Genomic DNA, 23898 nt, shown 5'->3' on the forward strand with positions numbered 1-23898 from the left:
AGCCGGCCTCGGCGAACACCATCTGCTCGATGCCGGTGTTGACCTTGCCCCAGCTTGCCGCCTCCTGCAGCGTCGAGGAGGAGCAGGCGCCGTCGCGCGTGTCGGCGACGGTGATCTGCACCGCATATTTGTGCACCTCGACGTCCTCGTGGCCGAGGATCTCGGCACAGACGACCGTGTCCTGGATGAAGTTCTTGGGCACGCCGCCGCCGATCATCAGCAGGCCGGTGGTCCCCGCCTCGATCTTGATCTGCGTGAGCTCGCGGAAGTCCGCCACGGCGTCGATCATCAGATAGGGCTTGCCGGCCTTGGCGCGATCGACCTGGTGCTTGACCAGGCCGAAGCCGGCGGACGAGTCCACGAACGCCGGGCAGAAGATCGGCACGTCATGCTCGTAGGCGAGCTTGACGAGGCTGTTCTCCTTCTTGCCGTGCTCGGCGAGGTAGCGGCCCATCTCGCGGATGAAGGCGCGGGAGGAATAGGCCTTGGGCTCCAGCGCATTCGCCAGTTCGCCGATCGTGTGATCGCAGTCCTGGAGCTGCTGCTCGTCGATATAGGTGTCGTAAATGCGGTCGATGTAGAGCGAGCGCAGCGTGTCGTCGTCCGGCACCTCCAGCGCCTGATAGTGCTTGTGGCCGAGCCCCTCGAAGAAATCCATGTCGACGATCGTGGCGCCGGTGGCGACGATCACGTCGACCATGTTGGAGCGGACCAGCTCGGCATACAGGTCCATGCAGCCGCCCGCCGAGGTCGAGCCGGCGATGACCAAGCAGACGGTGCAGTCCCGGTCGGCGAGCATGTCGTTGTAGATCTTGGTCGCGCGGCCGAGATCGCGGCTGGTGAAGCTCATGTCGCTCATCGCGTCGACGATCGGGCGCGCGTCGAACGAGCGGATGTCGATGTGCCTGACCTGCTTGGACAGGAGTTCCTGCTTGCGCGTGTCGTTGATCGGCGCGTTGGTGGCCGCGGTTTTCGTGAGGGTGTCGGTCATGAGAGAACTCCAATGAAACCCGTCATCCCCGCGCAGCGGGGATCCATTCAGGACCAGCCGACGGCGGCGCCGCGCAGACCTGCGATCATGGATTCCCGTCTGCGCGGGAGTGACGGGAAAGTGCCTTGAACGGGTTACAGCGTGACGACGTTCGACGCCGTTTTCGGCTCCTCGGCCGTGTAGAGCGACACCATCGGCTCGTCCGTCGCGATCAGCGTCTCGTCCGAGCCGAAGCCGTTGAACTGCGTCCGCATCGCCGCGCCGTACGCGCCGAGCATGCCGATCTCCAGATAGTCGCCCGCCTGCACGTCCGCCGGCAGCAGGAACGGCCCGGTCATATGGTCGAGGTCGTCGCAGGTCGGCCCGTAGAAGCTGAACGGGTGATCGCGCACGCCAGAAGGTTCGCGCCCGCCGGCGCGGGGGCTCTCAGGCTCCCGCAGCAGGCGGACGGGGAAGCGCCAGCCGATATGCGCGGCGTCGAACAGCGCCCCATAGGCACCGTCGTTGATATAGAGCTCGGCGCCGCGGCGCTTCTCCACGCGCACCACCAGCGACGAATATTCCGCGCACAGCGCCCGGCCCGGCTCCGCCCACAGCTCGGCCGAGTAGGAGACCGGCAGGCTCTCGAACAGGCGCCCGATCGTCTCGAAATAGCGGCCCAGCGGCGGCGGCTCCATGCCCGGATAAGACGACGGGAACCCGCCGCCGACGTCGATCACGTCCACCGTCACCGCCGCCTCGACGATCGCCGCGCGCACGCGCTCCATCGCCTGCACATACGCCTCGGGCGTCATCGCCTGGCTGCCGACATGGAAGCAGATGCCGAGCGCGTCCGCCGCCTGGCGCGCCGCGAACAGCAGCGCCCTGGTCTCGTGCGGCAGCGCACCGAACTTGGCGGCCAGCGAGTATTTCGCGTGCTCGGACGAGACGCGCAGGCGGACGCACAGCGTCAGGTCGTCCGCGGCTTCGCCGGTGTCCCGGGCGGTGGCACGGACGATCTTGTCCAGCTCCTCCAGCGAATCGAGCGAGAAGACGCGGCAGCCGTGCGTGCGATACGCCTCCGCGATCGCTTCCTCGGCCTTGACCGGGTGCATGAAGCACAGCGTCGCGCCCGGCAGCGTGCGCGCGACCAGCCGCACCTCGGCAATCGAGGCGACGTCGTAATGCGTCACGCCCGCATCCCACAGAACACGCAGCAGCTCGGGTGACGGATTTGCCTTCACCGCATAGAGCGACCGACCCGGAAACTCCTCGACGAAGAAGCGGGCGGCCCGCGCCGCGGCGTGCGGACGGACGAGCGTCACCGGCTGGACCGGCTTCGCCTTGGCGATATCGAGGGCGCTCGCGACGAACGGAGCGACCGACGATTGGGGCGCTAACCCCAGCGCGCGAGGATGCTGGTGCAAATCAAGGGACCTCCAAGTGCCTTGCGGCGACATTCACGAAAAGCTGCCTTGCGGTTGGAAGTCCCATGGGGCAGCGGATGGGGGACATAGGGTCGGGGTCCCCCCCTGTAAAGTGACGTTTTTGCGACGGAGGATGCCTGGTGGCGATGGTGCGGCAGCCTACCCGCGCAGGCGTGCGCGATGCGGCGGCGAAGATCGCCCGCATCCTGCCGCCGACGCCGCTCTACGTCGTCCGGCTGGGCGGGGCGGACGTGGCGTTCAAGGCCGAGTCGCTGCAGCCGGTGGGGGCGTTCAAGATCAGGGGCGCGTGGCATCGGCTGACCGCGCTGGACGAGGCGACGCGGGCCAAGGGCGTCGTCGCCTTCTCGTCGGGCAATCACGCGCAGGGGATCGCCTGGGCGGCGAAGCGGCTCGGCATGCCCGCCACCATCGTCATGCCTGCCGACGCGCCGGCGGCGAAGCGCGACGGCACGCTGGCGCTCGGCGCGGAGATCGTGACCTATGATCGCGCGACCGGGAATCGCGAGCAGATCGCGGGCTCGCTGGCGGAGGCGAGGGGTGCGACGCTGGTGCCGAGCTTCGACGATCCCTGGGTGATCGAGGGGCAGGGCTCGACCGGGATTGAGGCGGCGGCGCAGATGCAGGACGCCGGCCTGCCCCCGCCGGCGCGCATGGTGACGCCGTGCGGCGGCGGCGGGCTGGCGGCGGGGCTGGCGCTGGCGCTGCCCGAGGCCGCGATCACGGTGGTGGAGCCCGCGGGCTGGGACGACATGAGGCGCTCGCTGGAGGCGGGCTGGATCGAGCCGGTCGGCCCGAACCCGCCGCCCACCGCCTGCGACGCGCTTCAGACGCAGCGCGTGTCGGCGCTGACGTTCGACGTGCTGTCGCGGCGCGGGGCCGAGGGCGTTGCGGTCAGCGAAGCCGAAACCGCTGCCGCCCAGCGCTGGGCGGCCGAGAAGCTGCGCCTCGTGATCGAGCCCGGCGGCGCGGTGGCGCTGGCCGCGCTGCTGGCGGGCAAGGTGAAGCCGGAACCGGGGATGTTGGTGCTGCTGTCCGGCGGCAATGTGGATCTTGCCGCCTATGCGCGGGCGATGGCGGGCTGATGGGGTCGGCCGCCCCCGCGATCGCCATGTTTGCCGCCTTCGCCTGCGCCGCCGGCGGCGTTTACCTGCTGGCCAGGCGCCGCGACCGCACCCGCGCGCTGCTGATGCTCGTCATGGCCGCCGTGCTGGTCGGCAATGTCGCGATCTGGACGATGTGAGGTCAGGCCGGACGAGCTGTGGCGTCGCCGTTGCGCCACGGTGTTCCTGTCCGTGATGCCGGTCATCGGCAATCTGGTGCTCGGGATCCAGCTGAGCCCGTCACGGAACCACTTCCGTGACGTCGGACGGCGCGGAGCGCCGCCGGCCGGGCTCGTCCCCGCGGCCGGGATCAGCTTCCGCTAATCCGCTGCGACGAGCCTCACTTGATCGGCGAGTTGGGGTCCAGCCGCATGTCCAGATATTTGTCCACGCTGGCCATCAGCTCGCCCATCTCGTTCTCAAAGAAGTGGTTGGCCTTCGGGATCGTGTCGTGGTGGATGGTGATGTGCTTCTGGGTGCGAAGCTTGTCGACCAGCTTCTGCGTCGACGCCGGTGTCACCACCTCGTCTGCCTCGCCCTGGATGATGATGCCCGAGGAGGGGCAGGGCGCGAGGAAAGTGAAGTCGTACATGTTCGCCGGCGGGGCGACCGAGATGAAGCCGCGGATCTCCGGCCGCCGCATCAGCAGCTGCATGCCGATCCACGCGCCGAAGCTGACGCCCGCGATCCAGGTCGTCTGCGCCTCGGGGTGGAAGCTCTGCACCCAGTCGAGCGCACTCGCCGCGTCCGAAAGTTCGCCGACGCCGTTGTCGAACGTCCCCTGGCTCTTGCCGACGCCGCGGAAGTTGAAGCGCAGCGTCGCAAAGCCGCGGCGCTGGAACGTCTTGTAGAGCTCCTGCACCATGCGGTTGTTCATCGTGCCCCCGGACATCGGGTGCGAGTGGAGGATCATCGCGACCGGCGCGCGCGGGCGTGGGGCGGGGGCGAAACGGCCTTCGAGGCGGCCTTCCGGGCCGGGAAAGATGACTTCGGGCATGAGCACCTGTCGATAGGGGCGGGCGGGTGAACCCGCGGAACGCCGCGCTATATAGGCGGTCGTTCGCCCAAGGGAATGTCGTTTGCCGGACCGGCTGTATCTCGACCACGCCGCCACCACGCCCGTCACCGCCGCCGCGCGCGCCGCGGTCGTGGACGGACTGGCGCGCTGGGCCAACCCGTCGAGCCCGCACGGCGAGGGCCGTGCGGCGCGCGGCGCGCTGGAGGCGGCGCGGGCCGAGATCGCGGCGGCCTATCGCTGGACGGGCGAGGTGCTGCTGACCAGCGGCGCGAGCGAGTCGCTGGCGATCGCGCTCGGCCGCGCCAATGTCGCGCGGCGGCTGGCGAGCGCCGTCGAGCACGACGCGGTGTTCCGCGCGTGGCCCGAGGCAGAGGTGCTGGCTGTCGGGGGCGATGCGCTTCTCAATCCTCCCCGGGATGGGGAGGGGGACGTAGCTGCGAGCTGCGACATGCCGGGGGCATGTCGCAGCAGCGAAGTCGGCTCACAAAGCGAGCCGTGGGACGCGAAGCGGCATGTTAGAGGGGGTTCCGATCTGGGCGACCCGCTCAGCCCTGAGCCCCCTCCACCACGCCCTGTGGGCGCGGTCCCCCTCCCCGTCCCGGGGAGGAGTGAGCAGCGCGCCCTCTACGCCGTCCAATGGTGCAACTCCGAGACGGGCGTCCGCCAGCCGATCGCCGCGATCGCCCAAGCCGCGCACGCCGCCGGCCACCTCCTGCTCGTCGACGCCGCGCAGATGCCGGCAGGCGCCGATCCGGACGTCGCGGCCCATGCCGACTTCGTCGCGCTCTCCGCCCACAAGCGCGGCGGACCGCCAGGCGTCGGCGCACTGCTGGTGCGCGATCTCGCGACGCTCGCGCCCACCGGGGGGCAGGAGCGCGGCTATCGCCCCGGCACGGAGAACCTGCCCGGTGCGCTGGGCTACGCCGCCGCGCTGGCCGAGCCGGAGCCGCTGGCGCGTTGGGCCGCGCTGCGCGCCCGGCTCGACGACGCGATCGACCGCTCGGGCGGCGAGATCGTCGCGGCCGCGAGCCCGCGCCATCCCGCGATCGGCAGCTACCGCCTGCCCGGCGTCGCACAGACCACGCAGCTCATCCGCCTCGACCTGGTCGGCGTCGCCGTCTCCGCCGGCAGCGCCTGCGCGTCCGGCTCGCTCAAGCCCAGCCATGTCCTCGCCGCGATGGGCTGGGGCGAGGCCGCGGCGCGCGAGGTGATCCGCGTCAGCTTCGGCCGCGACACGAGCGAGGCGGAGGTCGAGCGGTTCATCGCCGCCTGGCGCGCGATGGCGCGGGCGACGCGGGCCTTCGCGGCATGATCTATCTCGATTACCAGGCGACGACCCCGCTCGCGCCCGAAGCGTTCGACGCCATGCTGCCGTGGCTGCGGGATCAGCATGGCAATCCGCACTCCGCCCACCGCCCCGGCCGCGCCGCGAAGGCGGCCGTCGAGGTCGCGCGCGCCGAGATCGCCCGGCTGCTGCCCGCGGGCGGCCGCGTCGCCTTCACGAGCGGCGCGACCGAGGCGCTGAACTGGGCGATCAAGGGCATGGCAGGATCGGTTGTCACGCTCGCGACCGAGCACGCCGCGGTGCTCGACACGGTGGCGGCGGCAGGCAGGGCGGGGCGGCCGGTGACGGTGCTGCCGGTCGGACCGGATGGGCTGGTCGACCTCGACCGGGCGCGCGACGCGATCCGGCCCGGCACCGGCCTGGTCGCGGCGATGCTGGTCAACAACGAGATCGGCGTGGTTCAGCCGGTCGCCGCGCTGGCTGCCCTCGCGCACGCGGTCGGCGCACGGTTCCTGTGCGACGCCGTGCAGGGCTATGGCCGCGTGCCGATCCCGGGCAACGTCGACCTGATCGCCATCTCCGCGCACAAGATCCACGGGCCCAAGGGGATCGGCGCACTGTGGATCCGCGACGGCGTGACACCGGAGCCGCTGCTGCACGGCGGCGATCAGGAGGGCGGCCGCTCCGGCACGCTCTCGCCCGCGCTCTGCGCCGGCTTCGGGGCGGCGGCGCGGCTCATGCGTGAGCGGGCGGACGAGGACGCCGCGCATGTCGCGCGCCTTTGGGGGCTCGCGAGCGAGCAGTTGGGCTTTTTGACACCCCTCCCGCTTGCGGGAGGGGCTCGGGGAGGGCGTGCCCCCGCCGTAAATGCGACAAGCCCTCCCCCGACCCCTCCCGCAAGCGGGAGGGGAGAATGGGCAGTGAACGGCTCTGTGCCGGCCCGCTACCACGGCAACCTCAACATCCGCCGCGACGGGCTCGACGTCGCCCGGCTGATGTCTGACTGCCGCGACCTGGCCTTCTCCGCCGGTTCGGCCTGCGCGAGCGGCTCGGGGCGGCCGAGCCATGTGCTGCGCGCGCTCGGGCTGTCGGACGCGCAGGCGCGGTCCTCGCTGCGGCTCGGCTTCGGCCGCTATACCAGCGAGGCGGAGGTGGCGGCGGCGCTCGATCGGATCACCGCCGCCGCCGATGCGCAGCGGCTCGCGGCATGATCCGGGTCACCTTCGCCGGCGCCCACCCCTGCACGATCGAGGCCATGGAAGGCGCCCGTCTGCTCGATGCAGCGCAGGCCGCCGGTCAGCCGCTGGAAGGCACATGCGACGGCGACATGGCCTGCGCCACCTGCCACGTCATCGTCGCGCCCGAGGACTTCGCGCGGCTGCCACCCGCCGGCGCGGAGGAGGAGGAGCTGCTCGATCTCGCCCCCGCCGCCGTCCGCACCAGCCGGCTCGCCTGCCAGATCCGACTTACCGTCGCGCTGGGCGCGGTCACCGTCCGCATCCCCGGTTGACGGAACAGCGTCACGGAGGCTGACGTTTCCACAACCGTCGGTTCAGTCGCGATGCACGCCGGCGGGACCATAGATGTTTAGCTCGCCACCCCGGCGGGCGCGTAACAGGAGCATTCCGTATGAAGCTCACCGTTCTGCTGGCTGCCGGCATGCTCGCCGCCGGAGCCTTGGGCGCGACGCCCGCCGAGGCACAGCGCTACGATCACTACCGCCCTCATCGCGGCGATGGCTATGGTCAGCGCAGATACGGCCATGGCCAGGGCGGTTATGGCGTTCGCCGCGGCTATGGTTTCCACCGCAGTTACCATGGCTATGGCGGCGGCCTTTACGGTCGCGGCCGCTATGGTCCACATCACGGCTGCCGGCGTTTCGAGTATCGCGGCCGGGTCCGCCGTTGCTTCTACTGAACCGTCACGAAGAGGAGAGTGAGATGAAACTGATCGCCGTCGCGGCCGCCCTGGCCGCCCTGCTGCCTGCCGCCGCCCCCGCGCAGCGCGTCGTCGTCCATGAGCGCACGGTGGTGCGCCACGACCGGGGTCATGCCCGCCAGGTCTGCACCTGGCAGCGCCGCCACGGGAACCGTGTGCGCGTCTGCCGCGCCGTCCGCTACTGACCGCAGGCTTGATCCGCCCGTCCGGCTCCGCCATATCCGATGGCGAGAGTCGGGCGGGCGTGGTCGTCGCCAACCTGGTCAGGGCCGGAAGGCAGCAGCCACAACGATTTCCCCACGGGTCGTTCCGGCTCTCACCGCGCAGCGCGCCCAGGCGCGGCGAAGCTGCATCTGAGACGCGCCAGCGCGGCCGGCGGGTCGGCCAGCCGACGCGTTCGACGTCATGGGACTCACTCCCGTGGCGCGCTCACGGCAGGCATTCGTCATGCCGGCCTCGTGCCGGCATCCACGCCAGGTGCGACCCGATCGCCGCGAACAGCGACGAACGCATCAGCGGCCGCCGGTGGGCGCCGGCGCAAGGCCGGCGTGACGGTTATGCTGTCCTCCACACCCATCACCTGCCATAGTCTCGGGGTGACCCGAATCACCTTCTGTTCCGCTTCTCTTCTTCGCACGGACTCGCATCGGGGCCGCTGCCGGCCTGACCGGATCGCAAGAATTGTATACTTCCGTGTCGTGCCTCGGTTCTCCGCCTGACCATGCTCGACCTCGACGAACCAGCGCAGCCGCAGCGCCCCGAAGCCTATCGCGTCCTCGCGCGCAAATACCGCCCGCAGACCTTCGGCGAGCTGATCGGGCAGGACGCCATGGTCACCACGCTCGGCAATGCCATCAGGCGCGACCGTATCGCCCATGCCTTCCTGATGACGGGCGTGCGCGGGGTGGGGAAGACTTCCACCGCCCGCCTGATCGCCAAGGCGCTGAACTGCATCGGGCCGGACGGGCAGGGCGGCCCCAGCATCGATCCCTGCGGCGTCTGCGAGCCGTGCCGCGCGATCGCGGAGGGCCGCCACATCGACGTGATCGAGATGGACGCGGCGTCTCACACCGGCATCGACGACGTCCGCGAGATCATCGAGGCGGTGCGCTACGCGGCGGTCTCCGCGCGCTACAAGATCTATATCGTGGACGAGGTCCACATGCTCTCGCGCCAGGCGTTCAACGGCCTGCTCAAGACGCTGGAGGAGCCGCCGGCGCATGTGAAGTTCCTGTTCGCGACGACGGAAGTGCAGAAGGTGCCCGTCACCGTGCTGTCGCGCTGCCAGCGCTTCGATCTGCGTCGCATTCCGGCCGAGCGCCTCGCCGAGCATTTCGCCCGCGTGGCGCGACTGGAGCAGGTCGCGGCGGAGCCCGACGCGCTGATGCTGATCGCCCGCGCCGCCGAAGGCTCGGCGCGCGACGGCCTCTCCATGCTCGACCAGGCGATCGCCCATGCCGGGCTGGAGGGCGGCAGCGGCGTCACGGCGGCGGCGGTGCGCGACATGCTCGGCCTGTCCGATCGCGGCGCCGTGCGCGAACTGCTCGGGGCCGTGCTCGCCGGCGACGCGCCGGCCGCGCTGGCGGCGCTGCGCCGGCAATATGACGGTGGCGTCGATCCGCTCGCGGTGTTCCGGTCGCTGCTGGAGACGGTGCACGGGATCACGCTGGTCAAGGTCAACGCGCCCGCCGACCCGACCCAGGCGGCCGAGGAGCGGACCGCGCGGGCGGAGTGGGCGGCCGGGCTCTCCTTTCCGGCGCTCCACCGGCTGTGGCAGCTGTTCCTGAAGGGCCATGAGGAGGTCGGCCGGGCCGCCCTGCCGATCGAGGCGGCGGAGATGGCGCTGCTCCGCGCGATCCACGCCTCGACGCTCCCCGATCCGGGCGAGCTGGCGCGGCAGCTGGCGAGCGGCGCGCCGCTCGCCGTTGCGCCGCCGCCCTCCGCTCCGCACGCGCCGGAGCGGGCGGCGCCTCCGGTCTTCGCCGACCTGGTGACCCGGCTGGAGGGCGCCAACGAACACGCCATGGTCGCGCGGCTGCGGGCCAATGCCAGCGTCGTCCGCTACGACCCGCCCGCGCTGGTGCTGAGCGGCGCGCGCCCCTGGTCGACCGACGGCCTGCGCGACCTCACCGCGACGTTCAAGGCCGTCACCGGCCAGCCCTGGCGCGTGACGCTCGCCGACGAGCCCGGCCAGCCGACGCTGAAGGAGCAGGCCGACGCCGCCGACGCGGCGGCTAGACAGGCCATTCTCGATTCGCCGATGGTCCAAGCGGCGCGCCAAGCGTTTCCCGACGCGGAACTCGAATCCTGGCCCGGCCAACGGAGCAACGCATGAAGAATATCGATGAGATTCTCGCGATGGCGCAGAACGTCCAGGCCGAGCTGGAGAAGGCGCAGGCCAATCTCGATCAGATCGAGGTGGAGGGCGTCGCCGGCGGCGGCCTGGTGAAGATCAGGGCGTCGGCCAAGGGGCGCGTGATCGCGATCGCGATCGACGACTCGCTCGTGCAGGTATCGGAAAAGCAGATGCTCGAAGACCTGCTCGCCGCCGCGTTCAACGATGCCCGCGCCAAGGCCGATGCCGCCTCGGGCGAGGAGATGGGCAAGATGACCAACGGGCTGCCCCTGCCGCCGGGGTTCAAGCTGCCGTTCTGACTCCCTCTCCCTGTAGGGAGAGGGTGGTCGAGCCGCAGGCGAGGTCGGGTGAGGGTGTGACGTGCAACTCCAGGCCCGCACGTCGGCCCCTCACCCTGCCGCCTGCAGCGGCTGTCCCTCTCTCCTGCAGGGAGAGGGCATTAGCGCAAGCACCCGTCCAGCCCGGCTCGCCTGACGACGCCGGCATAGCGCGCCAGCCGGTTGCCATGCGAGCGCACGAAGCCGTGCGGATCCACCGCCGCCCGCTTCTTGGGCAGCGGCAGCACGGCGGCGATCCGCCCCGCCTCGGTCGTGGTCAGGTGCGAGGCGTCATGCCCGAAATAGCGTTGCGCGGCCGCATTCGCGCCATAGGTACCGATCCCGGTCTCGGCGACGTTGAGATACACCTCCATGATCCGCCGCTTGCCCCAGATCGTCTCGATCAGCAGCGTGAACCAGGCCTCGAACGCCTTGCGCACATAGCCGCCGCGCTGGAACAGGAAGACGTTCTTGGCGGTCTGCTGGCTGATCGTCGATCCGCCCCGGATACGCCCGCCTTTGGCGTTATGCTCGGCGGCGCTGGCGATCCCCCGCCAGTCGAAGCCGTGGTGGACGCAGAACCGCGAGTCCTCGCCCGCAATGGCGGCGCGCGCCATGTCCGGGTCCATGTCGCTCAGGCTCATCCAGTCCTTCGCCACGCCGTTGCCCGCGATGACGTCGCCCAGCATCGTGAAGGTCAGGGGCGGCGGCACGACCCGGTAGATGGCCACCCACAGCACCGACCCGATCACGAATATGAAGGTGGCCCGGAACAGCCAGCGGAAGAGGCGGCGCATGGGCTAGTTCTGCCGTCGCGGCGCAGGGGCGGCAAGGGTCGTGTGGCGCGCCGCGCATGCTGATGCAGCGCCGTTCGGCCCGATCGAGCAACGCCGCCTAGACGGTCGACCGGGCGATCGCGTCCGCCGCCGCCAGGCCCGTCGCGTAGGCGCCATGCGCCGTCGAGAAGTCGGACGCGTGGCAGGCCTCGCCCGCGAAGAACAGGCGGCCGTCAACGGGCTCGGCAAGGATCCGTCGCTGGCCGGCGCTGCCGACGCGCGCATGGCTGTAGCTGCCGCCGATCCACGGCTCGCGGCGCCAGCGCGTGACGCCGAGCGGGGTCAGCTTCCGCCGCCACGCGCTGCCCAGGAGGGCGGCCAGCTCGTCGACCGCGAACGCGGCGGCGTCGCCGCCCTCCAGCGTCTCGGCGCAGCCGCCGCCGAAGAACGCTTCCACGATGGGCCAGCCGAACGGCGACAGGCGATAGCTCGCGGTATTGCTGGTATGCGGGTTCCCGATCAGATGCGCGTGCGCCGGCCACGGCTGCTCCGCGGTGTGGAGGAAGACCTTGTCGGCCAGGCCAAGCGGCAGCGCCGCGGCGGCGTCGCGCTTCGCGGACAAGGGTGGGTCGAAGGCCAGCGCGCCCGACGCGAGCACCGGGGTCGGCACCGCCACGATGGCGCGCGCCGCCTCGATCGCGCCGGCCGCGGTTTGCAGTCGCAAGGTGCGGCGGCGATGGTCGATGCGGGTCACCGGCATGTTCAGCTGCACCGGTATCCCGGCGGCCAAGTGCGAGACCAGCGTTCCATAGCCTTCGCGCACCGCCCAATTGTCGTCCGTCGCCGCGTCCTCGTAGGCGGCCCAGTCGTGCAGCGAGACCGCGTCGAGATCGGCGCCGTTCGCATAGCCGGAGATGGCGTCGATCATCGGCCGCCACGGGTCATCCTGCGGGATGAAATCGCCGAGCGGTCGGTCGGGCCCGCTCAGCGCTGCCAGCGCTGCCTGATGCCAGCGCTCCCATGCTGCCCCCGACGCCTGCCGCTCGGCAGGTGGAAAACCGAGGTCGCGCCACTGCTCTCGCCAGTTTGGCGAGGAGCGATCGACGGTGAAGCCGTCGCGCTCGGCGATCGCGGTCCAGGGATTGCGCCTGGCCGAATGGAGCCAGCCGCACCCGAGATCGACCGGGTAGCCACCCAGCGTCACCGTATGCGCGCGGCCGCCGAGCCGATCGCCCGCTTCGACCAGCAGCACCTCCCGCCCGGCATCGTGGAGGCGCCGGGCGGCGGCGATGCCGGCCGCGCCGGCGCCGATCACGACGGTGAGGTCGGTCATTCCGGCCCGCCGCGGGCGCCCGCCTCATCGAACGGGTCGGCTGGGCCGACCCGCCGGCCCTGCCGGCGGGTCGCTGCGCGACCGATCACGCGCCGACGAGCAGCCGCTTCTCTCCCGCCAGCCGCATCATCGATTTCTGCAGCTTCTCGAACGCGCGCACCTCGATCTGTCGCACCCGCTCGCGCGAGACGCCATAGACCTGGGACAGCTCCTCCAGCGTCTTGGGGTCGTCGGTGAGCCGCCGCTCGGTCAGGATGTGCTTCTCGCGGTCGTTGAGCGCGTCCATCGCGTCGACCAGCAGGCCGTGGCGCACGTCGGCCTCCTGCGCTTCGGCGACCGTCTGGTCCTGCAGCGGCGCGTCGTCCGCAAGCCAATCCTGCCACTGGCCTTCTCCGTCCTCGTTCACCGAGACGTTGAGGCTGGTGTCGCCGCCCATCGCCATGCGGCGGTTCATGGAGACGACCTCGTCCTCCTGGACGCCGAGATCGGTCGCGATCTTGCGGACGTTCTCGGGCGACAGATCGCCGTCCTCGAAGGCGTCGAGCTTGGACTTCATCCGGCGCAGGTTGAAGAACAGCTTCTTCTGCGCGGCCGTGGTGCCCATCTTTACCAGGCTCCACGAGCGCAGGATATATTCCTGGATCGAGGCCCGGATCCACCACATCGCATAGGTGGCGAGGCGGAACCCGCGATCGGGCTCGAACTTCTTCACGCCCTGCATCAGACCGATATTGCCCTCAGAGATCAGCTCCGACGTGGGCAGGCCGTAGCCGCGATAGCCCATTGCGATCTTCGCCACGAGGCGCAGGTGCGAGGTGACGAGCTGCGCCGCCGCCTCCGGATCGCCATGTTCCTGGAAGCGCTTGGCGAGCATATACTCCTGCTCGGGCTGGAGCAGCGGAAACTTCTTGATCTCGGCCAGATAGCGGTTGAGCCCCGCTTCGCTGCCGAGCGCCGGAATCGTCGCCGGGACGTTGCTGCGTTGAGCCATGATGGTAACTTCCTTTCCCGGAGCGACGCGCCTCCCGCACTGCAGCAAGGCGAAAAACGCTCGAACCTAATCGTGCAACGCTGTCAACAGTTCCGCCATGTCGGCAGGCATCGCACTGTCGAACGACATGGGTTTACCCGCGACGGGATGAACGAACCCCAACCGGGCGGCGTGCAGCGCCTGCCGTCGGAAGCCGAGCCGAGCCAGCAGTGCCTTGTGCCCGCCCGGGCGGCCATAGACCGGATCGCCGAGCAGCGGATGCCCGATCGAGGCCAGGTGCACCCGGACCTGGTGCGTCCGCCCCGTCTCCAGGCGGCACTCGACCAGCGCAGCGCCCCCGAGCGGCTCCAGCGTCCGGTAATGCGTCACCGCCCGCTTGCCGGCCGCGACGATCGCGACCTTCTTGCGATCCGCCGACGAGCGCGCGAGCGGCGCGTCCACCTTGCCCGCCGCCGGCCGCGGCCGGCCGGCGGCGATCGCCAGGTATACGCGGTCGATCGTGTGCGCCGCGAACTGCTTCGCCAGCCCTTCATGCGCCCGGTCGGTCTTGGCCGCGACTATCAGGCCGGACGTGTCCTTGTCGATCCGATGCACGATCCCCGGTCGCGCCACGCCGCCGATGCCGCTCAGCGAGCCGCCGCAATGATGGAGCAGCGCGTTGACCAGCGTGCCGTCCAGGTTTCCGGCCGCCGGATGCACGACCAGCCCCGCCGGCTTGTCGATCACGATCAGGTGCTCGTCCTCGAAGGCCACGACCAGCGGAATCGGCTGCGGCTCGTTATGCGCCGGCACCGGCAGCGGGACGGTGACCTCGAACTCCTCGCCGGCCGCGACCCGTTTGGCGGGATCACGTGCGAGCAGGCCGGCGCGCGAGACGTTGCCGGCCGCGATCAGCACCTTGAGCCGCTCGCGCGACAGGGTCGGCGCCGCGTCGGCGAGCGCGCGATCCAGTCGCCAGCCATCCGCCGCCGCCGTGATCCGCGCTTGAATGATGGCGACCCCCCGGTCCATGAGTGCCGGATATGGGTGACGCGGTCACGTTCGTGAAGGGCATCGTGGACGAAATCACCGCCCGTGCGGCTGCCTCGCCAGTGGAAATCTGCGGGCTGCTGCTCGGCGCCCCCCACCGGGTCACGGCCGTGCGCCATTGCCGCAACGTCGCGCCGGATCCCGCCATCGCATTCGAGATCGACCCGGGGGAGCTGATCGGCGCGCACCGGGCCGCGCGCGCCGGCGGGCCGCCACTCGTGGGCTGCTACCATTCGCATCCCGTCGGCCCACCGTTACCGTCCGCGCGGGATGCCGACGAGGCGGCGGCAAACGGCTGGCTATGGGTGATCGTGGGACAGGGAGGCGTGGGCGTCTTCCGCGCGGTGGCCGATCTTCCCGACCGGGCCCGGTTTCGGCCGGTCCGCAGCGTCAGCGAAGACGACTGGCTCCCCGAGTTGGATTCGAACCAACGACCAAGTGATTAACAGTCACCTACTCTACCGCTGAGCTATCGGGGAATGCGCCTGTCGCGGGCGTCTAGAGACGGCGCGCGCGCGATGCAAGCCCTGAGGCGGGTCGCCGCGGCTAAGCCGCGTCGTCGGTCCTTGCTGCGCACGCCGGCCGGGCATGTCCGAGTCTTGCGCCAGCGTGGCGCCAGCCGGCCTATGCCGCGAACTGTTCCATCGTGATGCGGTCGTCCAGCGCGTGTTCGGGATCGAACAGCAACGTCAGCTCGCGCGCGCGGTCCATCGCGATCGAGACGGCCGCCACATCGCGCACTTCGCGCTGGTCGGCGACGGCGGAGACGGGCCGTTTGGCGGGCTCCAGCACCTCCAGCCCGATCCGCGTCCGATCCGGCAGGATGGCGCCGCGCCAGCGCCGGGGCCGGAACGGGCTGATCGGCGTCAGCGCGATCAGCGCCGAACCGAGCGGCAGGATCGGGCCCTGCGCCGACAGGTTGTAGGCGGTCGAGCCCGCCGGCGTCGCGACGAGGATGCCGTCGCAGGCGAGCTCTGGCAGGACGACGCGATCGTTGACGGTCACCTTGAGCTTCGCCGTCTGCCGCGTCTCGCGCAGCAGCGACACCTCGTTGATCGCCGGCAGCGTGTGGACGCGGCCATCGACGCCGGTCGCGGTCATCTCCAGCGGGGTGACGGTGAAGGGGCGCGCGCGCTCCAGCCGACTCTCCAGCCCATCGGGCCGCCACTCGTTCATCAGGAACCCGACCGTGCCGAGATTCATGCCGAACACCGGCGCGACCGGCCGCCGCCGCTCCAGCATCGCGTGCAAGGTCTGCAGCATGAAGCCGTCGCCGCCCAGCGCAATCACGACGTCGGCGTCCTCCAACGGCGCCCAGTCACCGGTCTCGCGCAGTGCCGCCGCGGCGGCGCGCGCCGGCGCGGTCGGCGACGCGACCAGCGCGCGACGCCGATAGTCGGTCATCCGCCGGTCACGCTCATGTGGCGCGCGACCGCCGGCGCCGCGCCGGGCCCGATCGCGAAGGCGTGGCGCGCGGGCTTGATCGCGAGTGCGTGATCGATCGCCGCATCCAGCGCCGCGACGCCGCCGCCGCGCAGTGCCGCCTTGAGGTCGACCTGCTCGTCGTGACCGAGGCACGCATAGAGTTTGCCCTCCGTCGTCAGCCGCATCCGATTGCAGCCGTCGCAGAAATTGGCGGTGAGCGGAGAGATCAGCCCGAGCCGCGTATTCGTGCCGGCGACCCGCCAGTATCGCGCCGGTCCGCCGGTGCGATGGGCGTCGCGGATCAAATCGAAATCCGTTGCGAGCCGCTCGAACACGCGGGTGAGTGGCACGAAGCGGTCCACCCGGTCCTCGTCGATCGCGCCCAGCGGCATCGTCTCGATCAGCGACAGGTCGTGACCCTCGCTCGTACACCAGGCGAGGATCGACGGGATCTCATCCTCGTTGAGCCCGGCCAGCGCGACCGTGTTGATCTTGACGGCCAGCCCCGCCGCCCGGGCCGCGACGATGCCGTCCAGCACCTGCGCGAGATCGCCGTGGCGGGTGATGAAGCGGAAGCGATCGGGATGGAGCGTGTCGAGGCTGACGTTCACCCGCCGCACGCCGGCCGCGTGGAGCGCCGCCGCGTGCCCGGCCAGGCGCGTGCCGTTGGTGGTGAGGGTCAGCTCGTCGAGCCCGCGCCCGATCCGCGCGCCCAGGCGGCGCGCCAGCTCGCCGACATCGCGCCGCACCAGCGGCTCGCCGCCGGTCAGCCGGATCTTGGTGACGCCGCGCGCGATGAACCGCTCGGCGATGATCGCGATCTCCTCCAGCGCGAGCAGTGCCCGGCGCGGCAGAAAGGTCATCGTCTCCGCCATGCAATAGCGGCAGCGCAGGTCGCAGCGGTCGGTGACGGAAATGCGCAGGTAGCGGATCGTGCGCCCATGCGCGTCCACCAGCGCAGGCTGGGACGGGACGGGGGCGGTGGCGATCATGCCCTCGGAGCTAGGCGGGCGCCTGTCCCGGAACAAGCCCCGATCGGCATTGGCGGCCGGCGAACGGCCAGCTAGGCAGGCGGCGATGACGATCGCGGGCGAGGAGCGGCGACGCACGCCGGGCGGCTGGGCGCACGGCACGGGGGCGGCGGGCCCGCGCCGCTGGCTCGAAGAGCGGCTGGCCGCGGGCCGTCCCGCGGCGGTGGTGCTGCTCGCGCTCTCCCGGCTCGACCTGCTCAACGCGGCGCACGGCCGCGCCACCGGTGACGCGGTGGTGCGCGCCGCGCGCGAGCGGCTGGACGCGCTGGCGCAGCGCGTCGGCGGATCGGTGGCGCGGCTGGGCGGGTGGCGGTTCACGCTGGTGGCCGAGCTCGGCGCGGCGGAGGCGTTGACTCTCGCCGGCGCGGCGGCGGAGGCGCTGGCGCAGCCGTTCGCCGGCGGAGTGGTGGTCGGCGCGCGCGCGGCCGTCGCGGTCGGCGATCCCGACGAGGAGGCCGTGGCGGTGCTCGGCCGCGCGGGCGAGGCGCTTGTCCATGCGGCGGAGTCCGGGGCGCCAGCGCTGGCCGAGCGCGGTCGCGCCGCGTCGCTCGATGCGCTGGCGGTGGACCTCCATCACGCCATCGCGCGCGGCGAGATCGACATCCTGTTCCAGCCGCAGGTGCGTATCGCGGATGCGACGGTCGCGGGCGTCGAGGCGCTGGCGCGCTGGCGGCATCCTCGCCTGGGGGAACTCGGCGCGGACGCCCTGTTCGCGGCGGCGGCGCGGGCCGATCTGGGCCTGCCCTTGTCCGAGCACATCCAGGCGCGCGCGCTCGGCGAGGCGGCGGGCTGGCCGGCGGGGCTGGCCGGGCTCCGATTGTCGGTGAACCTGACGGCGGCAGACGTGGCGCGGCCCGGCTTCGCGGCGGCGCTGCTGCAGCGGGTGACGGCGAGCGGCTTTCCGGCCGCGCGGCTGACGCTGGAGCTGGTCGAGGCGGGGCCGCTCGCCGATGTGGCGGCGGCCGCAGCGGCGCTCGACCTGCTGCGGCAGGCGGGTTGCCGGGTGGCGATCGACGATTTCGGCGCGGGCTATTCGAGTCTCGCCTATATCCGCGCGCTGCCGCTCGACGCGATCAAGCTCGACAAGAGCCTGGTCGAGCGGATGCGCGCCGACACGCGCGAGGCGCGGCTGGTCGCGGCGGCGATCGCGATGGCGCATGCGCTCGGCCTCGCCACGATCGCGGAGGGGGTGGAGGACGAGGCGCAGCGCGCCGTGCTGGCGGCGGCGGGTTGCGACCAGTATCAGGGCTATCTGTGCGCGCCGCCGTTGACGAGCGCGGCGCTCGCGGCGCTGGTGGAGACACGATGATGCGACCGCTCTTCCCCCTCATGCCGCCCGTGCTGCTGATCGCCGCAGCGCCGGCGCTGCCCGGCGCGCAGGGGCAGGTCATGGCCGCGATGGCGGCGAGCGCGGCGGGCTGGAATGAGGGCGACCTCGACCGCTTCATGGCTGTCTATGCCGACGACGCGACCTATGTGACCAAGGATGGCGTGCTGCGCGGCAAAGCGACGATCGCCGATCGCTACCGGCCGAGCTTTACCGGCAAGGGCAACGTGCGCGGTCGCCTGAGCTTCGAGCCCGTCGCGTTCCGCACGGTGGGACCGGCACAGCAGCTCCTGATCGCCCGCTGGCGGCTGAACGGCGGCGCGAAGGAGGAGAGCGGCATGACGACCCTCCTGTGGGAACGCCGGCCGGCGGGCTGGCGGATCGTGGCGGATCATTCGTCGTAGAACGAGTGCTTTCGCTCAGCGAGTCTCGAGCCCCTTCAGCCGCCCCTCGTGATCGTGAGTCACCCCGGCGACCAAGTTGAAGACTATCGTGTTGCCATCCACCCGTTGCACCAGATCGGAAAGCTTGTGATCGGTATTATCCTGAGCCTTCCTAATCTCGCGCACGTTATCCCTCAGCTCCTGAAGGATATGTAAGGTCAGGTTCTCAGGCCCATCCGGCCTATTCGCAACATATACCATAGTTACGAGCTCCCCCCAGCGGAAAGCGCCATTCCGACCCGATTACCCCGCCATCTTCGCCAATCCCTTCGACAGCTGCAGCGCCCCGTGAAGGCGCGCCGGGACATCGGGCCAGGCGCGGTTGAGGACGAACTTGCTGTCGGGGCGCAGCTTCGCCTGGCCATTGAGCCGCGCGACATAGGCGATCAGCGCGTCGACATTGGGCGGCTTGTCGTCGTGGAAGCTGACCACCACGCCCTTCGCGCCGACGTCCATCTTGCTGATGCACGCGCGCTTGGCATTGAGCTTGATCTCGATGATGCGGATCAGGTTGTCGGTTGGCTCGGGCAGCGGGCCGAAGCGGTCGATCAGCTCGGCGGCGAACGCTTCGACGTCCTGCTGCTGATCGAGGTCATTGAGCCGGCGGTACAGGCCCATCCGCAGGTCGAGATCGGGGACATACTCCTCCGGGATCAGGATCGGCGCGTCGACGGTGATCTGCGGCGAGAAGTCGCGCGGGCGCTTGGCGAGGCCGCCCGCCTTGGTCTCCAGGATCGCCTCCTCCAGCATCGCCTGGTACAGCTCGTAGCCGACCTCCTTAATGTGGCCGGACTGCTCGTCGCCCAGCAGGTTGCCCGCGCCGCGGATGTCGAGATCGTGGCTGGCGAGCTGGAAGCCGGCGCCGAGCGAATCGAGATCGGAGAGCACCTTCAGCCGCTTCTCGGCGGTATCGGTCATCTGCCGCTCGGGCGGGGTGACCATATAGGCGTAGGCGCGGGTCTTCGAACGCCCGACCCGACCGCGGAGCTGGTAGAGCTGCGCTAGGCCGAAGCGATCGGCGCGATGGACGATCATCGTGTTGGCCGACGGGATGTCGAGCCCGCTCTCGACGATCGTGGTGGAGACCAGCACTTCGAACTTGCGGTCGTAGAAGGCGCTCATCCGCTCCTCGACCTCGGTCGGGCTCATCTGGCCGTGCGCGACGACGTAGCGGACCTCCGGCACCGCCTCGCGCAGGAACTGCTCGATGTCGGGCAGATCGGCGATGCGCGGCGTGACGACGAAGCTCTGGCCGCCGCGATAATGCTCGCGCAGCAGCGCCTCGCGCAGCACCACCGGATCCCACGGCATCACATAGGTCCGCACCGCCAGCCGGTCGACCGGCGGGGTCTGGATCACCGACAGCTCGCGGATGCCGCTCATCGCCATCTGCAGGGTGCGCGGGATCGGCGTGGCGGTCAGCGTCAGGACGTGAACATCGGCGCGCAAGGCCTTGAGCCGCTCCTTGTGGGTGACGCCGAACCGCTGCTCCTCGTCGACGACGACGAGGCCCAGCCGCTTGAAATCGACCGACTTGGCCAGGATCGCGTGCGTGCCGACCACCACGTCGACGGTGCCGTCCTTCAGCCGGGCGCGCGTGTCGGTCGCCTCCCTGGGCGTCACCAGGCGCGACAATCGCCCGATCTCGATCGGGAAGCCCTCGAACCGGGCCTTGAAGTTGTTGAAATGCTGGCGCGCCAGCAGCGTCGTCGGGCAGACCACCGCGACCTGCTTGCCCGCCATGGCGGCGATGAAGGCGGCGCGCAGCGCGATCTCGGTCTTGCCGAAGCCGACATCGCCGACCACCAGCCGATCCATCGGCTTGCCCGCGCCGAGATCGCCGATGACGTCGCCGATCGCGCGGTCCTGGTCGTCGGTCTCCTCATACGGAAAGCGGTCGACGAACGCCGGATAGCCGCTGGCGTCCGGCTCCAGCACGTCGCCCGCGTGCAGCGCGCGCTCGGCGGCGGTGGCGATCAGCTCGCCCGCGATCTCGCGGATGCGCTCCTTCATCCGGCTCTTGCGCCGTTGCCACGCCTCGCCGCCCAGCCGATCGAGCGCCGCGCCCTCCTCGCCCGAACCGTAGCGGGAGAGCACCTCCAGGTTCTCGACCGGCACGTAGAGCTTGTCGCCGCCGGCATAGGAGAGCGCGACGCAGTCGTGCGGCGAGCGGCCGACCGGGATCGAGGTCAGCCCCTCGTAGCGACCGATGCCATGATCGCTGTGAACGACGAGGTCGCCGGGCGACAGCGTCGCCAGCTCGGCGAGGAAGGCGTCGGCCGATTTGCGCCGCTTGCGCCGTCGAATGAGCCGGTCGCCGAGCATGTCCTGCTCGGTGAGCACGGCGACGTCGGGCGCGGTGAAGCCGTGGTCGAGGCCAAGCACGACCAGCGCCGTGCCGCCCGCGCCGAGCGCCTCCTGCCAGGTATCGACCAGCCGCGCGCCGGTGAGGCCGTGGTCCTTGAGCAATCCCGCGAGCCGCTCGCGCGCGCCGGTCGAGTAGCTGGCGAGCACCGGTCGGCGGCCGTTGTTGCGGAGCGTGCCGAGGTGATCGACGACCGCTTCGTAGATGTTCGCGCCGCTGCCGCGCTCGGGCGCGAAATCGCGCGGGCCGTCAACGCCGAAGTCGAGCACGGTCGCGCTTCCCGGCTCGTGGAATGGCGTCACCAGATGGCTGACCGCGGCGGCGTTCGCTTCGGCCCATTCGGCCGGATCGAGGTAAAGTGATTTGGCCGGCAGCGCGCGATAGCTGCCCGCCTCGGCCGCTTCGGCGCGCTTGCGGTTCTCGTAATAGTCGGCGACCGCGTCGAAGCGCTGCTCGGCCGCCTGCGCGACCCCCGCGTCGCGCACCACCATGGCGTCGCCGAGATGATCGACCAGCGTCGCCAGCTTGTCCTCGAACAGCGGCAGCCAGTGCTCCATGCCCGCCAGCCGCCGCCCGTCGCTGATCGCCTGGTAAAGCGGATCGCCCGTCGCCGTCGCGCCGAAGCGCTCGCGGTAGCGGCTGCGGAAGCGCTTGACCGACTCCTCGTCGAGCAGCGCCTCCGACGCGGGCAGCAGCGTGAAGCGGTCGAGCCGACCGATCGTGCGCTGGTCGGCGGGATCGAAGGCGCGCACCGTCTCGATCTCGTCGCCGAAGAAGTCGAGCCGCAGGGCCTGTTCCTCGCCCGAGGGGAACAGGTCGACGATGCTCCCGCGCACGGCATATTCGCCCTGGTCGTGCACCGTATCGGTGCGGACATAGCCATTGGCCTGGAGCAGCACGGCGAGCCGGTCGCGGTCGATCCGCTCGCCGGGCGCGAGTGTCGCGACGAGCTGACGGATGCGGAACGGGGTGAGCACGCGCTGGGTGGCGGCGTTGGCGGTGGTGAGCACCAGCTGCGGGCGCTCGCGCCTCCCCTGCAGCCGGTGCAGCGCCGCGATGCGCTCGGCCATGATCCGCAGCGACGGCGAGGCGCGGTCATAGGGCAGGCAGTCCCAGGCCGGGACGGTGATGATCTCCAGCTCCGGCGCGAAGAACGGCGCGGTGGCGGCGACCGCTCGCATCGCGGCATCGTCGGGCGCGACGTACACGGCGCGCGTCCGCGCGGCGCGCGCGAGGTCGGCGAGCAGGGACGGGAGGAATCCGCCGGGGACGCCCGCAAGGGTGAGCGGCTGCGCGGCGGAAAGGATGGTCTGAAGGGGGGGCATTCGTTTCCTATCTCCCTCTCCCCTTCAGGGGAGAGGGTCGGGAGAGGGGCTGGCCGGGCGCATCGCTCAGCCCCTCTCCCGCCTTCGCTTCGCTCGGCACCCTCTCCTCTGAAGGGGAGAGGGAAATCAGCCGGGCAACGGCACGTAGCCCAGCCGCCGCATCGCCCGCATCATCTCGCCGTCCCACGCCGCCGGGCAGGGCTGCGCGCCGATCGCCCAGGCCATGATGTCGACATCCTGCTCTTCCAGGAGCGCCTCGAACCAGTCCCGCTCAGGTTCGGACCAGCCGGCCGCGTGCGCGTCGAAGAATCCGCCGATCAGCAGGTCTGCCTCGCGCGTGCCGCGATGCCAGGCGCGGAAGCGCAGGCGCTTGAGACGGGTGGCGTGATCCATGGCATCCTTGGCGAAGACGCCCTTGCGGGCTGGGGTCCAATGTCAAACGGCCGGCCGTCGCTGGCGGCGACGGTCGGCAAGGCTATATCGCGCAGATAGTCATGCGCCCCGACATCCTCAATCCGCTGTTTGCCGAAGTGACCGCACTCAAGGGCGTCGGCGCGGCGCTGGCCAAGCCGCTGGACCGGCTGGGGCTAGGCCGCGTGGTCGACGTCGCGTTTCACCTCCCGAGCGGCTGGATCGATCGGGTCGTGCGCGACGAGCTGATGCAGGTGGACGTCGGCCGGGTGGTGGCGATCACGGTCACGCCCATCGAGTACCGAACCAGCCGGAGCCCGCGCGGCCCGTCACGGGTGCTCGCGACCGACGCCCACGGTAATCATGTCAGCCTCACCTATTTCGGCGGGTCGGGCTACATGAAGAAGCTGCTGCCGCTGAACGAGCCGCGGCGCGTGTCCGGCCGGCTGGAGCAATACGGGCAGGAGCTCCAGATCATCCATCCCGAGCTGACCGAGCCGGACGAGGAGCTGCGCGAGCGCGAGGCCGTGTATCCGCTCTCGGAGGGGCTGACCTCGCGCCGGATGGGAAGCCTCGCCGAGCAGGCGGTGGCGCGCGCGCCCGACCTGCCCGAATGGATCGAACCGGGGCTGAAGGCGCGGCGCGGCTGGCCCGACTGGCGCGAGGCGCTGGCGCGCGTCCACGCCGACCCGGCGGACGCGCTCGCCCGGGCGCGGCTCGGTTACGACGAGCTGTTCGCCAACCAGCTGGCGATGGCGCTGGTCCGCCAGTCGACACGCGTGCGCAAGGGCCGGGCGCTGGTCGGGGACGGGCGGCTGCGCGACCGTCTTCAGCTGCCTTACGCGCTCACCGGCGCGCAGGCCCGGACGGTGCGCGAGATCGAGGGCGACCTGGCGCAGGCCGCGCCGATGCTGCGGCTGCTGCAGGGCGATGTCGGCTCGGGCAAGACGCTGGTCGCCGCGCTGGCGCTGCTGATCGCGGTCGAGGCGGGCGGGCAGGGGGCGTTGCTC

23 protein-coding genes, 1 tRNA gene, 1 other RNA gene and 1 pseudogene are annotated in these 23898 nt (G+C 70.9%); 14 read left to right on the forward strand and 12 right to left on the reverse strand.

The window, feature by feature from the left end:
• Together ACFE64_RS10070 and ACFE64_RS10075 are read right to left on the reverse strand one after the other, a co-directional pair.
• A partial coding sequence (locus ACFE64_RS10070; RefSeq protein WP_375392330.1) for a deoxyhypusine synthase occupies positions 1-991 on the reverse strand: 991 nt, incomplete at its 3' end.
• Positions 992-1125: 134 nt separating this feature from the next.
• The gene (locus tag ACFE64_RS10075) at positions 1126-2397 is read right to left on the reverse strand and encodes a type III PLP-dependent enzyme (protein WP_375392331.1); all 1272 of its coding nucleotides are present in this window, start codon (positions 2395-2397) and stop codon (positions 1126-1128) included.
• A gap of 146 nt (positions 2398-2543) precedes the next feature.
• Here ACFE64_RS10075 and ACFE64_RS10080 point away from each other — a divergent pair, with 146 nt between their 5' ends.
• Positions 2544-3500, forward strand: a complete 957-nt coding sequence (locus ACFE64_RS10080; RefSeq protein ID WP_375392351.1) for a threonine/serine dehydratase — start codon at positions 2544-2546, stop codon at positions 3498-3500.
• Complete coding sequence (locus ACFE64_RS10085; RefSeq protein WP_375392332.1) at positions 3500-3658, forward strand: hypothetical protein; 159 nt, start codon at positions 3500-3502, stop codon at positions 3656-3658. Before ACFE64_RS10080 ends, ACFE64_RS10085 begins: the two co-directional genes overlap by 1 nt.
• Before the next feature lie 200 nt (positions 3659-3858).
• Here ACFE64_RS10085 and ACFE64_RS10090 read toward each other — a convergent pair whose 3' ends face one another.
• The gene (locus ACFE64_RS10090; protein WP_375392333.1) at positions 3859-4515 is read right to left on the reverse strand and encodes an alpha/beta hydrolase; all 657 of its coding nucleotides are present in this window, start codon (positions 4513-4515) and stop codon (positions 3859-3861) included.
• An 82-nt stretch (positions 4516-4597) separates the two neighbouring features.
• Between ACFE64_RS10090 and ACFE64_RS10095 the strand changes: the two genes are divergently transcribed.
• The 8 genes from ACFE64_RS10095 (at position 4598) to ACFE64_RS10130 (ending at position 10414) form a co-directional block, all read left to right on the forward strand.
• The gene (locus ACFE64_RS10095) at positions 4598-5848 is read left to right on the forward strand and encodes an aminotransferase class V-fold PLP-dependent enzyme (RefSeq protein WP_375392334.1); all 1251 of its coding nucleotides are present in this window, start codon (positions 4598-4600) and stop codon (positions 5846-5848) included.
• Positions 5845-7032 (forward strand): cysteine desulfurase family protein, encoded by a 1188-nt coding sequence (locus ACFE64_RS10100; RefSeq protein ID WP_375392335.1) that lies wholly within the window; start codon positions 5845-5847, stop codon positions 7030-7032. Before ACFE64_RS10095 ends, ACFE64_RS10100 begins: the two co-directional genes overlap by 4 nt.
• Positions 7029-7331 carry a 2Fe-2S iron-sulfur cluster-binding protein gene (locus ACFE64_RS10105; protein WP_375392336.1) on the forward strand — a complete coding sequence of 101 codons (303 nt, stop codon included), beginning with the start codon at positions 7029-7031 and terminating at the stop codon, positions 7329-7331. Before ACFE64_RS10100 ends, ACFE64_RS10105 begins: the two co-directional genes overlap by 4 nt.
• A 119-nt stretch (positions 7332-7450) precedes the next feature.
• Positions 7451-7738, forward strand: a complete 288-nt coding sequence (locus tag ACFE64_RS10110) for a hypothetical protein (RefSeq protein ID WP_375392337.1) — start codon at positions 7451-7453, stop codon at positions 7736-7738.
• Between the two features lie 23 nt (positions 7739-7761).
• Positions 7762-7944 (forward strand): hypothetical protein, encoded by a 183-nt coding sequence (locus ACFE64_RS10115; protein ID WP_375392338.1) that lies wholly within the window; start codon positions 7762-7764, stop codon positions 7942-7944.
• A 41-nt stretch (positions 7945-7985) separates the two neighbouring features.
• Positions 7986-8083: signal recognition particle sRNA small type (ffs, locus tag ACFE64_RS10120), an RNA gene on the forward strand.
• Between the two features lie 397 nt (positions 8084-8480).
• Complete coding sequence (locus ACFE64_RS10125) at positions 8481-10094, forward strand: DNA polymerase III subunit gamma/tau (RefSeq protein ID WP_375392339.1); 1614 nt, start codon at positions 8481-8483, stop codon at positions 10092-10094.
• Positions 10091-10414 carry a YbaB/EbfC family nucleoid-associated protein gene (locus tag ACFE64_RS10130; RefSeq protein ID WP_375392340.1) on the forward strand — a complete coding sequence of 108 codons (324 nt, stop codon included), beginning with the start codon at positions 10091-10093 and terminating at the stop codon, positions 10412-10414. The genes ACFE64_RS10125 and ACFE64_RS10130 overlap by 4 nt, the downstream gene beginning before the upstream one ends.
• Before the next feature lie 140 nt (positions 10415-10554).
• Here the strand turns inward: ACFE64_RS10130 and mtgA are convergent, their stop codons facing one another.
• The 4 genes from mtgA to ACFE64_RS10150 form a co-directional block, all read right to left on the reverse strand.
• Entirely contained in the window at positions 10555-11229 is a 675-nt protein-coding gene (gene mtgA / locus ACFE64_RS10135; protein WP_375392341.1) for a monofunctional biosynthetic peptidoglycan transglycosylase, read from the reverse strand.
• 97 nt (positions 11230-11326) lie between these two features.
• Entirely contained in the window at positions 11327-12541 is a 1215-nt protein-coding gene (locus tag ACFE64_RS10140; RefSeq protein ID WP_375392342.1) for a flavin monoamine oxidase family protein, read from the reverse strand.
• 85 nt (positions 12542-12626) lie between these two features.
• Positions 12627-13532, reverse strand: coding sequence for an RNA polymerase sigma factor RpoH (gene rpoH / locus ACFE64_RS10145; RefSeq protein ID WP_375392343.1), 906 nt, complete (start codon positions 13530-13532; stop codon positions 12627-12629).
• A 66-nt stretch (positions 13533-13598) separates the two neighbouring features.
• Positions 13599-14543, reverse strand: a complete 945-nt coding sequence (locus tag ACFE64_RS10150) for an RluA family pseudouridine synthase (RefSeq protein WP_375392344.1) — start codon at positions 14541-14543, stop codon at positions 13599-13601.
• 11 nt (positions 14544-14554) lie between these two features.
• On the opposite strand from ACFE64_RS10150, the gene ACFE64_RS10155 reads away from it, so the two are divergent.
• Positions 14555-15007 carry a Mov34/MPN/PAD-1 family protein gene (locus ACFE64_RS10155; protein WP_375392352.1) on the forward strand — a complete coding sequence of 151 codons (453 nt, stop codon included), beginning with the start codon at positions 14555-14557 and terminating at the stop codon, positions 15005-15007.
• Here ACFE64_RS10155 and ACFE64_RS10160 read toward each other — a convergent pair.
• The 3 genes from ACFE64_RS10160 to moaA all read right to left on the reverse strand — a co-directional run bounded on the left by ACFE64_RS10160 (position 14966) and on the right by moaA (position 16978).
• A tRNA-Asn gene (locus ACFE64_RS10160) sits at positions 14966-15040 on the reverse strand. The two genes, ACFE64_RS10155 and ACFE64_RS10160, sit on opposite strands and share 42 nt — an antisense overlap.
• A gap of 145 nt (positions 15041-15185) precedes the next feature.
• The gene (locus tag ACFE64_RS10165) at positions 15186-15965 is read right to left on the reverse strand and encodes an NAD kinase (protein ID WP_375392345.1); all 780 of its coding nucleotides are present in this window, start codon (positions 15963-15965) and stop codon (positions 15186-15188) included.
• Positions 15962-16978, reverse strand: a complete 1017-nt coding sequence (gene moaA / locus ACFE64_RS10170) for a GTP 3',8-cyclase MoaA (RefSeq protein WP_375392346.1) — start codon at positions 16976-16978, stop codon at positions 15962-15964. The genes ACFE64_RS10165 and moaA overlap by 4 nt, the downstream gene beginning before the upstream one ends.
• 85 nt (positions 16979-17063) lie before the next feature.
• On the opposite strand from moaA, the gene ACFE64_RS10175 reads away from it, so the two are divergent.
• Positions 17064-18326 carry an EAL domain-containing protein gene (locus ACFE64_RS10175; RefSeq protein ID WP_375392347.1) on the forward strand — a complete coding sequence of 421 codons (1263 nt, stop codon included), beginning with the start codon at positions 17064-17066 and terminating at the stop codon, positions 18324-18326.
• Positions 18323-18748 (forward strand): YybH family protein, encoded by a 426-nt coding sequence (locus ACFE64_RS10180; RefSeq protein ID WP_375392348.1) that lies wholly within the window; start codon positions 18323-18325, stop codon positions 18746-18748. The genes ACFE64_RS10175 and ACFE64_RS10180 overlap by 4 nt, the downstream gene beginning before the upstream one ends.
• 282 nt (positions 18749-19030) lie before the next feature.
• Here ACFE64_RS10180 and mfd read toward each other — a convergent pair whose 3' ends face one another.
• Entirely contained in the window at positions 19031-22477 is a 3447-nt protein-coding gene (gene mfd / locus ACFE64_RS10185) for a transcription-repair coupling factor (RefSeq protein ID WP_375392349.1), read from the reverse strand.
• Between the two features lie 126 nt (positions 22478-22603).
• Positions 22604-22870 carry a succinate dehydrogenase assembly factor 2 gene (locus ACFE64_RS10190; protein ID WP_375392350.1) on the reverse strand — a complete coding sequence of 89 codons (267 nt, stop codon included), beginning with the start codon at positions 22868-22870 and terminating at the stop codon, positions 22604-22606.
• A gap of 101 nt (positions 22871-22971) precedes the next feature.
• On the opposite strand from ACFE64_RS10190, the pseudogene ACFE64_RS10195 reads away from it, so the two are divergent.
• A pseudogene (locus tag ACFE64_RS10195) lies at positions 22972-23898 on the forward strand (ATP-dependent DNA helicase RecG); the annotation flags it as partial.

It is taken from the genome of uncultured Sphingomonas sp., from assembly GCF_964250165.1.
Lineage (GTDB): Bacteria > Pseudomonadota > Alphaproteobacteria > Sphingomonadales > Sphingomonadaceae > Sphingomonas.

Bases quoted from the DNA above. Each gene is read 5' to 3' on its own strand.
- ACFE64_RS10080 (WP_375392351.1), top strand. From the start codon at position 2,544: ATGGTGCGGCAGCCTACCCGCGCAGGCGTGCGCGATGCGGCGGCGAAG.
- ACFE64_RS10085 (WP_375392332.1), top strand. From the start codon at position 3,500: ATGGGGTCGGCCGCCCCCGCGATCGCCATGTTTGCCGCCTTCGCCTGC.
- ACFE64_RS10090 (WP_375392333.1), bottom strand. From the start codon at position 4,515: ATGCCCGAAGTCATCTTTCCCGGCCCGGAAGGCCGCCTCGAAGGCCGT.
- ACFE64_RS10100 (WP_375392335.1), top strand. From the start codon at position 5,845: ATGATCTATCTCGATTACCAGGCGACGACCCCGCTCGCGCCCGAAGCG.
- ACFE64_RS10105 (WP_375392336.1), top strand. From the start codon at position 7,029: ATGATCCGGGTCACCTTCGCCGGCGCCCACCCCTGCACGATCGAGGCC.
- ACFE64_RS10110 (WP_375392337.1), top strand. From the start codon at position 7,451: ATGAAGCTCACCGTTCTGCTGGCTGCCGGCATGCTCGCCGCCGGAGCC.
- ACFE64_RS10115 (WP_375392338.1), top strand. From the start codon at position 7,762: ATGAAACTGATCGCCGTCGCGGCCGCCCTGGCCGCCCTGCTGCCTGCC.
- ACFE64_RS10125 (WP_375392339.1), top strand. From the start codon at position 8,481: ATGCTCGACCTCGACGAACCAGCGCAGCCGCAGCGCCCCGAAGCCTAT.
- ACFE64_RS10130 (WP_375392340.1), top strand. From the start codon at position 10,091: ATGAAGAATATCGATGAGATTCTCGCGATGGCGCAGAACGTCCAGGCC.
- mtgA (WP_375392341.1), bottom strand. From the start codon at position 11,229: ATGCGCCGCCTCTTCCGCTGGCTGTTCCGGGCCACCTTCATATTCGTG.
- ACFE64_RS10140 (WP_375392342.1), bottom strand. From the start codon at position 12,541: ATGACCGACCTCACCGTCGTGATCGGCGCCGGCGCGGCCGGCATCGCC.
- rpoH (WP_375392343.1), bottom strand. From the start codon at position 13,532: ATGGCTCAACGCAGCAACGTCCCGGCGACGATTCCGGCGCTCGGCAGC.
- ACFE64_RS10150 (WP_375392344.1), bottom strand. From the start codon at position 14,543: ATGGACCGGGGGGTCGCCATCATTCAAGCGCGGATCACGGCGGCGGCG.
- ACFE64_RS10155 (WP_375392352.1), top strand. From the start codon at position 14,555: ATGGGTGACGCGGTCACGTTCGTGAAGGGCATCGTGGACGAAATCACC.
- ACFE64_RS10165 (WP_375392345.1), bottom strand. From the start codon at position 15,965: ATGACCGACTATCGGCGTCGCGCGCTGGTCGCGTCGCCGACCGCGCCG.
- moaA (WP_375392346.1), bottom strand. From the start codon at position 16,978: ATGATCGCCACCGCCCCCGTCCCGTCCCAGCCTGCGCTGGTGGACGCG.
- ACFE64_RS10175 (WP_375392347.1), top strand. From the start codon at position 17,064: ATGACGATCGCGGGCGAGGAGCGGCGACGCACGCCGGGCGGCTGGGCG.
- ACFE64_RS10180 (WP_375392348.1), top strand. From the start codon at position 18,323: ATGATGCGACCGCTCTTCCCCCTCATGCCGCCCGTGCTGCTGATCGCC.
- mfd (WP_375392349.1), bottom strand. From the start codon at position 22,477: ATGCCCCCCCTTCAGACCATCCTTTCCGCCGCGCAGCCGCTCACCCTT.
- ACFE64_RS10190 (WP_375392350.1), bottom strand. From the start codon at position 22,870: ATGGATCACGCCACCCGTCTCAAGCGCCTGCGCTTCCGCGCCTGGCAT.